This is a genomic window from Microterricola viridarii (assembly GCF_001542775.1).
Classification (GTDB): domain Bacteria; phylum Actinomycetota; class Actinomycetes; order Actinomycetales; family Microbacteriaceae; genus Microterricola; species Microterricola viridarii_A.
In genome coordinates this window covers 1,185,316-1,197,150 of sequence record NZ_CP014145.1, presented here as the reverse complement: position 1 = coordinate 1,197,150, position 11,835 = coordinate 1,185,316, and the positions used below count along the sequence as shown (strand labels likewise).

Below are 11,835 nucleotides of genomic sequence, written 5' to 3'. Positions count from 1 at the left end.
CTCCCTCGAGCCAACGGGGGTGTCGAGCCCGCTGGCCACTCGCTGGTCGGGCGAGTCGGGGCTACCGCGCGGCGGGGCTACCGGGTGCGTCGGGCAGCGTGAGGCGGATCCGGCCCGCGCCGAGGTCGCCGTCTCCGGGGAGCGGCGCGGGGGCCGGCATCTCCTGCTGTGCTTCCCAGACCAGCTGGGCCTGATGCGTCTGTGGGCGGAACACCTCGTCGACGACGCCCAGCATGCCGCCTCCAGCGCTCCGGCCCCGCCGTTTCTGCTCCGAGGCACGCAGCCGCGGCCCCAGCAGCGGCCACAGCAGGAAGCCCGCCAGGAGCAGCCCGGCGAGCACCAGCAGCGAGACGACCTGGGAGTTCACGCTGCCAGACTAACCCTGACCGGGCCAGCCGGCATCAGTCGAGGTGGCCGGCCTTCTCCATCTGGCGCAGCTCCCGCTTGATCTCGGACAGCTCGTCGCGCAACCGCGCGGCCAGCTCGAACTTCAGCTCCCCCGCTGCCTGCAGCATCTGCTCGTTCAGGTCGGCGATGAGCGACTCCAGCTCGTTGCCGCCGGCGGAGGCGATGCCCTCGCGGCGCAGGTTCGGCACCGGCGACTTCTTGCGGCCCTCGCGGCCGGCCAGCAGCTCGGCGGTGTCCGCCTCCTCGCGGGCCAGCACATCGGTGATGTCGGCGATGCGCTTGCGCAGCGGCTGCGGGTCGATGCCGTGCAGCTCGTTGTAGGCGACCTGCTTCTCGCGGCGCCGCGTGGTCTCGTCGATGGCCTTCGCCATCGAGTCGGTCACCCGGTCGGCGTACATGTGCACCTCGCCGGAGACGTTGCGAGCGGCACGGCCGATGGTCTGGATGAGCGAGGTCGCCGAGCGCAGGAAGCCCTCCTTGTCGGCGTCCAGGATGGCGACCAGCGACACCTCGGGCAGGTCGAGGCCCTCGCGGAGCAGGTTGATGCCGACCAGCACGTCATAGACGCCCTGGCGCAGCTCGGTGAGCAGCTCGACGCGGCGCAGCGTGTCGACATCCGAGTGCAGGTAGCGCACCCGCACACCAGACTCGGTGAAGAAGTCGGTGAGCTCCTCCGCCATCTTCTTGGTGAGCGTCGTGACGAGCACACGCTCGTCCTTGGCCGCCCGGATGCGGATCTCCTCGAGCAGGTCGTCGATCTGGCCCTTGCTCGGCTTCAACACGATCGCTGGGTCGACGAGGCCGGTCGGGCGGATGATCTGCTCGACGACGCCGTCGGCGATGCCCATCTCGTACTTGCCGGGGGTGGCAGAGAGGTAGACGGTCTGGCCGACGCGGTTCTTGAACTCGTCGAACTTGAGCGGCCTGTTGTCCAGCGCGCTCGGCAGCCGGAATCCGTGCTCCACCAAGGTGCGCTTACGCGAGGAGTCGCCCTCGTACATGGCGCCGATCTGCGGCACGGTCACGTGCGACTCGTCGATGACGACGAGGAAGTCGTCGGGGAAGTAGTCGAGCAGGCAGTGCGGGGCCTCCCCCACTGCGCGCTGGTCGATGTGCCGCGAGTAGTTCTCGATGCCGGAGCAGAAACCGATCTGCTCCATCATCTCGAGGTCGAAGTTGGTGCGCATGCGCAGGCGCTGCGCCTCCAGCAGCTTGCCCTCACGCTCCAACTGGGTCAGGCGCCACTCCAGCTCCTCGCGGATGGTGACGATGGCTTTCTGCATCACCTCGGTGCTGGCGACATAGTGCGAGCCGGGGAACACGGCGACGGAGTCCAGTTTGCGCACAACGTCGCCGGTGAGCGGGTGCAGGCTGTACAAGGCCTCGATCTCGTCGCCGAACATCTCGATCCGGATCGCGAGCTCCTCGTACATCGGGATGATCTCGATGGTGTCGCCGCGCACACGGAAGTTGCCGCGGGAGAAGTCGATGTCGTTGCGCTGGTACTGCATGGAGACGAACTTGCGCACCAGCCAGTCGCGGTTCACCTTCTGCCCCACCTGCAGCGCGACCATGGCGTTCATGTACTCGTCTGGGGTGCCGAGGCCGTAGATGCAAGACACGGTGGACACCACGATGACGTCGCGCCGACTGAGCAGCGAGTTGGTGGTGGAGTGCCGCAGCCGCTCCACCTCGGCGTTGACCGAGCTGTCTTTCTCGATGAAGGTGTCGGTCTGCGGCACGTAGGCCTCTGGCTGGTAGTAGTCGTAGTAGGAGACGAAGTACTCGACGGCGTTGTGCGGCATCAGCTCGCGGAACTCGTTCGCCAGCTGCGCCGCCAGCGTCTTGTTGTGTGCGAGCACGAGTGTGGGCCGCTGCACGGCCTCGACCAGCCAGGCCGTCGTCGCCGACTTGCCCGTTCCGGTGGCGCCCAGCAGCACGACATCCGTCTCGCCAGCGTTGATGCGCGCGGAGAGATCGGCGATGGCGCCGGGCTGGTCACCGCTCGGGGTGTAGTCGCTGACGACCTCGAAGGGGCGGACAGAGCGGGTGGGTTCCATAGGGCAAGTCTACGGACGCCGACTGACACCCCGCTCGGCCTGCACCTGCATCCACAGGTCGTCGACCTGGCTCATGGTGTTGGCCAGGGTGCCGTCGGCGTCGATGACCACGTCGGCGACGGCGCGGCGCTCCTCGTCGGTAGCCTGGGCCTCCACCCGCGCGATGGCATGCTCGAGGTCGAGCCCGCGCTCCTCGACGAGGCGGGCGATGCGGGTCTTCTGGGGCGCCTCGACGACGACGATCTTGTCGAAGACCTCCGTGTTGCGGCCGGTCTCCACCAGCAGCGGGATGTCGTGCACGATGACGACGTCCGGGTCGTTCCTGACGGCCTCGGCCTTCAGCTTCTCGCCCAGTTCCCGCACGGCGGGGTGCACGATGGCGTTGAGCTTCGCGCGGGCGTCATCGTTGTGGAAGATGATCGCGCCGAGCTTCTCACGGTTCAGGCTGCCGTCGGCGTTCAGCACCTCGTCGCCGAAGGCCTCGCGGATGCCGGCCAGCGCCGGTGCGCCCGGCTCGACGGCCTTGCGCGACAACACGTCGGCATCGATCAGCACAGCGCCGTGCTCCACGAGACGGCGGGCCACCGTCGATTTGCCCGCGGCGATGCCGCCCGTCAATGCGATGAGATACATGCTCACACCCTATCCGTGCCAGACTCGGCGCATGCTGGAGTTCTTGACCGGGAGCGCGCTGGCCGCATCCGCGGGCCTGAACGCCTACATCCCTCTGCTGTTGATCGGGCTGGGTTCGCGTTTCACCGACCTGATCGAGTTACCGGCGAACTGGGCCTGGTTGCAGAACGAGTGGGTGCTCGGAATCCTCGCCGTGCTGCTCGTGTTGGAGATCCTGGCCGACAAGGTGCCAGGCGTTGACTCCGTCAACGACATCGTGCAGACGGTCATCCGGCCGACCTCCGGCGGTCTCGCCTTCGGGTCCGGCACCGCGGCGACGACGGTGGCCATCACCGACCCTGCCACCTTCTTCAGCTCGAACCAGTGGGTGCCGATCGCCGTCGGCGCTGGCATCGCGCTGGCCGTGCACCTGGCCAAGCTCAGTGTGCGGCCGGTGGCGAACGCCCTCACCGCCGGGCTCGCCGCCCCCGTGATCAGTACGGTGGAGGACGTCAGCAGCGTCGTGTTGTCGGTGCTGGCGATCCTGGCACCGGTGCTTGCGCTGCTCGCGATGATCGGCGGAGTGGTGCTCGTGCTGCGCTGGGTCCGCAGGCTCAGGCACTCTCGCCGGTCCACGGCGCGGCCAGCCAGGTCTCCGTGACATACGGCAGCAGGATCGCCTCCGCCCGGGTCTCCGGGTGCGTGTCCAGCACCGCCTCGATGCGGGCCAGCATGGCCCGCTGCTCGGCCGGCGACGCCACCAGGTAGTAGCTGCGGGTCGTCGCCAGACTCAGGATGCCGGCACGTGTGGTGTGCTGGTTCCAGCGGGCCACGTGGCGCCCCAGCAGCGTCATGCCGTCGCCGAGGGCCGGCGTGAACGCGGTGGGGTGCATGCCCTGGTGCATCGCCTCCGAGAGCGCAGCCACCCAGGGCACGCTCTCGTCGCGGCTGTTCCAGATCAGGCCGAGCCGGCCGCCGGGGCGGAGCACTCGCAGCACCTCGCGGGTCGCCGCCTGCTCGTCCATCCAGTGCCAGGCCTGGGCCACGGTCACCAGGTCGACGCGGGAGTCGGGCAACGGGATGTGTTCAGCACTGCCGACAAGGGTGCGCAGCTGCGGCATCCGCTCGGCCGCGACGCGCAGCATGTCGGCGGACGGGTCAACGGCCACCACGCTGTCGCCGCGGGCGAGCAGTTGCGCACTCAGTTTTCCGGTGCCTGCGCCAAGGTCGAGCACCTCGAGCGGTGCGGATGCCGGGCCGCGCAGCCAGTCCACGCTGGCCTCCGGGTAGCTCGGCCGATGGCGATCGTAGCCGTCCGCCCCGCTCTGGAAGGAGTCGGCATGCTGCTGGAGGCGCCCGGTCTGCATGCCCCCAGCCTAAGCCGCTGCACCCGGCCGGGTGGCTTGTTAAACAGGAAACGGGCCGGCCCCGAAGGACCGACCCGTTCTGTTCTAACTAGCGCAGTGTCTAGCTAGCGCGGTGTCTAGCTAGCGACTAGTTGCCGCCGGAGAGCTTCTCGCGCAGAGCGGCGAGCGACTCGTCATCGGCAAGCGTGCCACCGGTGGCGGACTCGCTGGAGAAGGTCGAACCGGCCGCAGCGGCTTCGCCGGCAACGGCAGCCTCTTCGTTCGCGGTTGCAACCTGCTTCTTGTGAGCCTCCCAGCGAGCCTGGGCTGCTGCGTACTGCTGCTCCCACACCTCGCGCTGGGTGTCGAAGCCCTCGCGCCACTCGTTCGTCTCCGGGTCGAAGCCCTCGGGGAACTTGTAGTTGCCCTGCTCGTCGTACTCGGTGAGCATGCCGTAGAGGGCCGGGTCGAACTCGGTACCCTCGGGGTCGACACCCTCGTTGGCCTGCTTGAGGCTCAGCGAGATGCGGCGACGCTCGAGGTCGATGTCGATGACCTTGACGAAGACCTCGTCGCCGACCGAAACAACCTGCTCGGCGAGCTCAACGTGCTTGCCGGAGAGCTCCGAGATGTGCACGAGGCCCTCGATGCCCTCTGCAACGCGAACGAACGCGCCGAAGGGAACGAGCTTGGTGACCTTACCCGGTGCAACCTGGCCAATGGCGTGGGTGCGGGCGAAGACCTGCCACGGGTCCTCCTGCGTTGCCTTGAGCGACAGCGACACGCGCTCGCGCTCGAGGTCAACCTCGAGGATCTCGACGGTGACTTCCTGGCCAACCTCAACAACCTCAGAGGCGTGCTCGATGTGCTTCCAGCTGAGCTCGGAGACGTGCACGAGGCCGTCAACGCCGCCGAGGTCCACGAACGCACCGAAGTTGACGATCGAGGAGACGACGCCCTTGCGGACCTGACCCTTCTGAAGGTTGTTCAGGAAGGTGGTGCGGCTCTCGGACTGAGTCTGCTCGAGGAGCGCGCGACGCGAAAGCACAACGTTGTTGCGGTTCTTGTCGAGCTCGAGGATCTTGGCCTCGATCTCCTGGCCGAGGTACGGCGTGAGGTCGCGGACGCGGCGCAGCTCGATGAGCGATGCCGGCAGGAAGCCACGGAGTCCGATGTCAACGATGAGGCCACCCTTGACGACCTCGATGACCGAACCGGTGACAACGCCATCGGCGTCCTTGATCTTCTCAACGTCGCCCCACGCACGCTCGTACTGTGCGCGCTTCTTGGACAGGATGAGACGACCTTCCTTGTCCTCCTTCTGGAGAACGAGGGCCTCGACGGTGTCGCCAACGTTGACGACCTCGCTCGGGTCAACGTCGTGCTTGATGGACAGCTCACGCGAGGGAATGACACCCTCGGTCTTGTATCCCACGTCGAGGAGAACCTCGTCGCGGTCGATCTTCACAACGGTGCCCTCGATGAGGTCGCCGTCGTTGAAGAACTTCAGAGTCTTCTCGACCGCGGCGAGGAAGTCTTCAGCAGATCCGATGTCATTGATGGCGACCTGCTTGGGTGCCTTGGCGGTCGTTACGATTGTCATGTAGTAGATGCTCCAGTACGGACAAGTTCGGGCCACCCGCAGGGAAGAGCTGTTTGAATCTGCGAGGGGCATACGGATAAGTCGTCACAAACGTGACGTTCTAGCTTAGCCCGTCTTCGAGGGGGGTTACAAGTCGAGGCTGAGTGCTCCCAGATCGATGTCTGGGAGCTCAATTCCGGCCAGAAGCGACATGTCGACATCAAAGCCGTGCAGCCCCCCGAGCAGCTCGGGCAGCGACAATTCCGCGGCAGGATTGCCGACAACGGCGAGCAGGTGAAGGCCGTCGTAGGCGTCCAGAACCCCGGATGCCGCCAGCTCACGCTGTTCCGTCTCGAGCAGTTTCGCCCACTCCTGTTCGTGGCCGAACAGGATCGCGTAGGGCAACAGCTTCTCGTTCAGCACGAGGGCCTCCACCCGCCCCTCGGGGGTGTCAATCGACTGGGTGAGCGCACCGTTCGGTGACTGCAGGAAGCGGATGCGGTCGGCCTCAGCCAGAGCGATGTAGTCGTTCAGCCCGTTCAGGTGGTCGCGCACCTCGAAAGACTCGTCAGAGAACAGGCGCAGGCGCGCCGGCGGGGCGCAGAGCGCGAGAGTCGCGAGCCCGAGGGCCGCGATGCCGAGCAGCAGGGCGAGGCCGATGTCGGGCGCCCACAGCAGCGCGATCCCGTAGAGTGCGAGCGACGCGACGGCGCCGACGCGCACCAGCATCACCGGCCAGGCGGCGTCGAAGCGAATCTGACCCGACCGCGTGAGCTGTGCTCTCACACCGTCGACGACCCCACGCACGGCTCTGTTGAGGGCAGCGTCCCGACGGATGGTGCGCACCCTCCGCCGTTTGCGCGCGGTACGGGCCGTGCGCGGGGCGCCGAACAGCGCGGCGATCAGCGCTCTCTGCTCTGCGCCGAGCGGGGGCCCGTCGAGGAGCTCGACCCGGAGCTGCTTGCTGCCGGCATCCGGGGCCAGGAACCGCAGGTTCTTGCGCACGGCAAGATTCACGAGTTCGGCAGCGGCCGCACGCTTCTCGGTGCGAGTGAGCACCGCGGCACTCAGGATGCCGACGCCTGGGGGCGGGGAATACTGGGCGATGCGTCCGGGGCGGCGGCGCTGGCTGGCGCGCAGCACGATCGCGGCCGTGGCGAGGATCGCCAGCAGCAACAGGGCAAGCGCCCCGAGCGCGCTCATCGGGCCGCCCGCTCAGCAACGATGGCGCGCAGCGCGGGTTCCAGCTCCGGATAGTCGAAGTCGTAGCCGAGCTCGGTGAGTCGCTCCGGTACGACCCAGCGGCTCTTCAGCACGAGCTCGGTCTCGGAGTTGATGGCCGCGGAGCCCAGCTCGAGCATCCAGCGCCAGGTGGGCAGGCCGACGGGCATCCGCACAAGCTCGCGCAGCGTGCGCATCAGGCTCGTGTTGTCGGAGGTTCCGGGTGCGGCGACGTTGAGCACGCCGGCGAGCTCTGGGTTCGCCTCGACGAAGTCGATGATGTTCGCCACATCGCTGATGTGCACCCAGCTGAACTTCTGGTGACCGCCCGTCGCGCGGTACTCGTGGAAGGTGCCGGCGGCCCGGCGCTTGGCCGTGCTGAACCAGCGGCCGTCGAGTTGTGGGCCGCCGAGGCCGAACCGGGCCAGGTTGAGCAAGGGCAGCAGGGCGCTGCCGTCGCCGAGCACGATCGCCATCCGCAGCGCCACCCGGCGGGTTCCCGGCAGCGTCGATGCGAAGAACTCGCGTTCCCAGGCGGTGGCGATGCCGACAGAGAAGCCGGTGCCGATCTCGCCGGTGCTCTCGGTCATCGCGCGGTCATCGGCGTGCCGGTAGATGGTGGCCGTCGAGGAGTTCACCCAGAGTGGCGGCGGGCTCTGGCAGTCGGCGATCGCGGCGGCGAGCTGACGGGTGGTGTCGATCCGCGAGCGCATGATCTCTGCACGGTTGGCCGCCGTGTAGCGGCAGTTGACACTCTTGCCGGCCAGGTTGACCAGGAGGTCGGCACCGTCCAGCAGTGCCGTGATGGCGGCGTGGTCGCCCCATGACGCGTCGGCGCCGGACCGACCGATGGTGTGCACGGTGCTCCCGGCCGCGCGGTAGCGCTCGCACAGGTACTGCCCGATGAACCCGGATGCCCCGGCGATCACGACTCGTCTGGCCACGCGTGTCTCTCCCCCTGGCGGATCTCGTATCGGAACGAGCCGCCGTATTCGTACAGCGTACCGAGCAGGGGCGCGGTCATCGTGAGGGTCACGTGCTGCCGCTCGTCCTTCTCGTCCCACCGTTCGATCAGGAGCACACGAGGCGCCAGAAAGCCGGGGAGGCCCAGGCGCAGCCGGCCGGCACGAAGCGCCACCCGGGTGGAGCGCAGCTGCAACGCGCCGTCGACGACATCCGCGCGGAAGACCGCCTCGATGAGCCCGGTGCGGCCGAGTCGGTCGGTGAGCCGCCCGCGCGCGTCGAGCCCGATCTCGTCGACCATGACCCAGTCACCGCCCCGCAGCTGGAAGCGGCGGGCGGCGCGCACGGAGCCGCGGTCGCCCGGCTCGTTCAGCACGGTGAACGGCACGTCCCGCTGCCAGTCGGCCAGCAGGATCCCCTGGCTGTGCAGTGGCCGCAGGAGCGGCCGGAGCCAACGCCCGGGCGTGCCGGCCGTGTGGAAGACGCCGGCGCCCCAGCCGTGCTGGCCGCGCGGAATCGCCCCGAAGTAGGCGCGCAGGCGCGGATGCAGCAGCTGCATCCGCTCCCCCAGCACCGCCTCGTATGGCGACACCGCCACGAGTTCAGGCAAGCAGAGCCTTCTTCAGCGTGTCGAGGCCGACACCGCCGAGGTCGAGGGCGCGCTTGTGGAACTGCTTGATGTCGAATCCGGCGCCCGCGCGCGCGGCCGCCTCGTCGCGCAGCTGTTCCCAGATGCGCTGGCCGACCTTGTACGAGGGCGCCTGACCTGGCCAGCCGAGGTACCGGTTGACCTCGAAGCGCACGAAGCTCTCGTCCATGTTGACGTTCTGGCCCATGAACTCGAAGGCGTATTCCGCGCTCCAGATGCCGTTGCCGTCCGGGCGCTGCTTGCCGAGGTGCACGCCGATGTCGAGCACGACGCGGGCGGCCCGCATCCGCTGGCCGTCGAGCATGCCCAGCCGGTCGGCCGGGTCGTCGAGGTAGCCCAGCTGTTCCATCAGCCGTTCGGCGTAGAGCGCCCAGCCCTCCGCGTGGCCGGAGGTGCCGGCCAGCTGTCGGCGCCAGCTGTTCAGCGTCGACCGGTTGTAGACGGCCTGCGCCAGCTGCAGGTGGTGGCCGGGAACGCCCTCGTGGTAGACGGTGGTGAGTTCGCGCCAGGTGTCGAACTCGGTGACGCCCTCCGGCACCGACCACCACATGCGGCCGGGGCGGGAGAAGTCGTCGGTGGGCGGGGTGTAGTAGATGCCGCCCTCCTGGGTGGGGGCGATCATGCACTCGAGGGTGCGGATCTCCTCCGGGATGTCGAAGTGCACGCGGCCGAGCTCGGCGACGGCGCGGTCGCTGGTCTCCTGCATCCAGCGCTGCAGCGCCTCTGTGCCGTGCAGCTTGCGGCTGGGGTCGGTGTCGAGGTGGTCGATCGCCTCCTGCACGCTCGCACCCGGCTTGATCTCGTTGGCGATGGCCTCCTGCTCGGCCGTCATCCGGGCCAGCTCCTCGATGCCCCATTCGTAGGTCTCGTCGAGGTCGATCTTCGATCCGAGGAAGTGCTCGGACTGGAGGGCGTAGATGTCGCGGCCGACGCCGTCGACACTGGTCGCGGATGCCGCCAGCTCATGGGTGAGGAACTCGCTCAGCTTGCGGTAGGCGACGGCGGAGACACCGGCGCCCCCCCGCCAGCTTGCGCGCCAGCGACGCCGGCAGCTCGCCCGACTCCAGCGAGGCGCCGGCGGTGAACTCGGTGAAGAAGCCGTTGTCGGCCCACAGCCGGTTGGTCTGCGCCGCGACCTCGCGCACCTGCCGGACGGCGGGCGTGACACCCGCGGCGATGCCGGCGCGCAGCGTCTCGATGTAGCCGTCGATGGCGGCGGGCACGGCCTCCAGCCGGGAGCTGATCTGTTCCCAGTCCGCGACGGTCGCCGTCGGCATCAGGTCGAAGATCTCACGGATCTCCTGTGCGGGCGAGGCGATCACGTTGAGGTCGCGCAGGTGCAGCTGGGCGTCGTGGCTGCGCAGCTGCAACTCGAGCGTCGCGCGCAGGTCGGTCTTCGTCACGTCGTCGACGGCGTCACTGGGGCTCTGCGCGTCGAGCTCGGCGATGACGCCGCGCGCGGCAGTGCTCATGGCCTCGTGGCCGGCCGGTGAGTAGTCGCCGAAGCGGCCGTTCACCTCGTTACGGCCGATGTAGGTGCCGACGGTCGGCGACAGCTCGACGAGGGTGTCCACCCATCGTTCGGCGATCTGGTCGATCTCGGTGGGAGTGCGCTGGATGTCCGTGCTCATGTGCTCAGCCTAGAACAGACGCCGCGTCCGCCCCGGTACGACCCGGGGGCACTGGACGGGTCGAGTCGATTGACGTAGCGTGACGCGAAACCAACCGATCTGAGGAATTCTCATGTGCCCAGAAGTGTTCGAAGCTGTCACCGTCAACCCAGGTCTCGCAGATCTCTACCGGGATCTGCACAGTCACCCAGAGCTCGGGTTCCAGGAGACTCGCACCTCGAGCATCGTGGCGAACCGCTTGTCGGAGCTGGGCTACGAGGTGACGACCGGCGTCGGCAAGACAGGTGTGGTCGCTGTTCTCCGGAACGGCGACGGGCCGACCGCGCTGCTGCGAGCCGACATGGATGCCCTGCCCGTCAAGGAGGACACCGGGCTCCCCTACGCGAGCACCGTCACGGCCACCGACGACAACGGCAAGCTCGTCCCCGTGGACCACGCCTGCGGTCACGACCTGCACACCAGCTGCCTGCTGGGCGCGGCGGAGATGCTCTCCGCCGACCGCGCGAGCTGGGCGGGAACGCTGATGCTGGTGTTCCAGCCGGCGGAGGAGTTGGGGGCGGGCGCCCAGGCGATGGTTGACGACGGTCTGTTCGATCGTTTCCCCACCCCGGATGTGGTGCTCGGCCAGCATGTGGCGCCGCTGCCGGCCGGCAAGATCGCCGGCCATGCCGGGCCATCGTACGCGGCGTCGGATTCGCTGCGCGTTCGCCTGATTGGCAAAGGCGCCCACGGCTCGATGCCCGAGGCATCCATCGACCCGGTGGTGCTGGCGGCCGAGACGGTGTTGCGACTGCAGACCATCATCTCGCGAGAGATCCCGAGCACGGCCACCGCGGTTCTCACCGTCGGCTCGATCCATGCCGGTGATGCCGCCAACGTCATCCCCGGCGAGGCCGAGTTGCAGTTGAACATCCGCAGCTACGACGCCCGCGTGCGCGAGCGCATTCTGAGCGGGGTCTCCCGCATCGTGTCCGGCGAGGCCGCGACGGCGGGCTCTCCGGAGCAGCCGACGATTACAGAGATCGAGCGGTTTCCCATTGTGGTCAATGACGCGGAGGCGCTCGGCAAGACCCTCGGCGTGTTCAGCGATTGGTTGGGGGCGGAGAACGTCTTGGACCCCGGAGCGGGCTCTGGCAGCGAGGATGTCGGTGTGCTGGCGACGAGTTGCGGCGCACCCCTGGCCTACTGGCTGCTCGGCGGAAGCGACCCGTCCCTGTTCACCACGGGTGACATGACCGACCCGGCCCTGCTCACCGTGCCGTCGAACCACTCCCCGCACTATGCCCCGGTGATCGAGCCGACACTGACGATCGGGGTCACTGCGCTGGTGGCGGCCGCGCGAACCTGGCTGCCGGCCGCCTGA

At 68.2% G+C, this 11,835-nt stretch carries 10 protein-coding genes and 1 pseudogene; 2 read left to right on the top strand and 9 right to left on the bottom strand.

Annotated elements, in window-relative coordinates; translation table 11 throughout:
- Positions 1–61: 61 nt before the first annotated feature.
- The 3 genes from AWU67_RS05460 to coaE are packed head-to-tail and all read right to left on the bottom strand — an operon-like array spanning position 62 to position 3,101.
- Positions 62–367, bottom strand: coding sequence for a hypothetical protein (locus tag AWU67_RS05460; RefSeq protein WP_067227082.1), 306 nt, complete (start codon positions 365–367; stop codon positions 62–64).
- A gap of 34 nt (positions 368–401) precedes the next feature.
- Positions 402–2,468, bottom strand: coding sequence for an excinuclease ABC subunit UvrB (gene uvrB, locus AWU67_RS05455; RefSeq protein WP_067227081.1), 2,067 nt, complete (start codon positions 2,466–2,468; stop codon positions 402–404).
- A 9-nt stretch (positions 2,469–2,477) separates the two neighbouring features.
- A complete protein-coding gene (gene coaE / locus AWU67_RS05450; RefSeq protein WP_067227080.1) occupies positions 2,478–3,101 on the bottom strand; it encodes a dephospho-CoA kinase in 624 nt (207 codons plus the stop codon).
- A gap of 31 nt (positions 3,102–3,132) precedes the next feature.
- Between coaE and AWU67_RS05445 the strand changes: the two genes are divergently transcribed.
- Positions 3,133–3,741, top strand: coding sequence for a DUF4126 domain-containing protein (locus AWU67_RS05445; RefSeq protein ID WP_067232205.1), 609 nt, complete (start codon positions 3,133–3,135; stop codon positions 3,739–3,741).
- Here AWU67_RS05445 and AWU67_RS05440 read toward each other — a convergent pair.
- The 6 genes and pseudogenes from AWU67_RS05440 to AWU67_RS05415 form a co-directional block, all read right to left on the bottom strand.
- The gene (locus AWU67_RS05440; RefSeq protein ID WP_067227079.1) at positions 3,695–4,447 is read right to left on the bottom strand and encodes a class I SAM-dependent methyltransferase; all 753 of its coding nucleotides are present in this window, start codon (positions 4,445–4,447) and stop codon (positions 3,695–3,697) included. The genes AWU67_RS05445 and AWU67_RS05440 overlap by 47 nt on opposite strands.
- Before the next feature lie 127 nt (positions 4,448–4,574).
- A complete protein-coding gene (rpsA, locus tag AWU67_RS05435) occupies positions 4,575–6,029 on the bottom strand; it encodes a 30S ribosomal protein S1 (protein WP_067227078.1) in 1,455 nt (484 codons plus the stop codon).
- 126 nt (positions 6,030–6,155) lie between these two features.
- Complete coding sequence (locus AWU67_RS05430) at positions 6,156–7,211, bottom strand: DUF2207 family protein (protein WP_067227077.1); 1,056 nt, start codon at positions 7,209–7,211, stop codon at positions 6,156–6,158.
- Entirely contained in the window at positions 7,208–8,173 is a 966-nt protein-coding gene (locus tag AWU67_RS05425) for an epimerase (RefSeq protein WP_129586644.1), read from the bottom strand. The genes AWU67_RS05430 and AWU67_RS05425 overlap by 4 nt, the downstream gene beginning before the upstream one ends.
- Positions 8,155–8,802, bottom strand: a complete 648-nt coding sequence (locus AWU67_RS05420) for a DUF4166 domain-containing protein (RefSeq protein WP_234407370.1) — start codon at positions 8,800–8,802, stop codon at positions 8,155–8,157. Before AWU67_RS05420 ends, AWU67_RS05425 begins: the two co-directional genes overlap by 19 nt.
- Positions 8,795–10,472: pseudogene (locus tag AWU67_RS05415) on the bottom strand (DUF885 domain-containing protein). The gene AWU67_RS05420 and the pseudogene AWU67_RS05415 overlap by 8 nt, the downstream one beginning before the upstream one ends.
- Before the next feature lie 112 nt (positions 10,473–10,584).
- Between AWU67_RS05415 and AWU67_RS05410 the strand changes: the two are divergent.
- Positions 10,585–11,835 carry an amidohydrolase gene (locus AWU67_RS05410; RefSeq protein ID WP_067227076.1) on the top strand — a complete coding sequence of 417 codons (1,251 nt, stop codon included), beginning with the start codon at positions 10,585–10,587 and terminating at the stop codon, positions 11,833–11,835.

Excerpts from the sequence above, each read along its gene's own strand:
- uvrB (WP_067227081.1), bottom strand. The coding sequence starts at position 2,468 with ATGGAACCCACCCGCTCTGTCCGCCCCTTCGAGGTCGTCAGCGACTAC.
- coaE (WP_067227080.1), bottom strand. The coding sequence starts at position 3,101 with ATGTATCTCATCGCATTGACGGGCGGCATCGCCGCGGGCAAATCGACG.
- AWU67_RS05445 (WP_067232205.1), top strand. The coding sequence starts at position 3,133 with ATGCTGGAGTTCTTGACCGGGAGCGCGCTGGCCGCATCCGCGGGCCTG.
- AWU67_RS05440 (WP_067227079.1), bottom strand. The coding sequence starts at position 4,447 with ATGCAGACCGGGCGCCTCCAGCAGCATGCCGACTCCTTCCAGAGCGGG.
- rpsA (WP_067227078.1), bottom strand. The coding sequence starts at position 6,029 with ATGACAATCGTAACGACCGCCAAGGCACCCAAGCAGGTCGCCATCAAT.
- AWU67_RS05430 (WP_067227077.1), bottom strand. The coding sequence starts at position 7,211 with ATGAGCGCGCTCGGGGCGCTTGCCCTGTTGCTGCTGGCGATCCTCGCC.
- AWU67_RS05410 (WP_067227076.1), top strand. The coding sequence starts at position 10,585 with ATGTGCCCAGAAGTGTTCGAAGCTGTCACCGTCAACCCAGGTCTCGCA.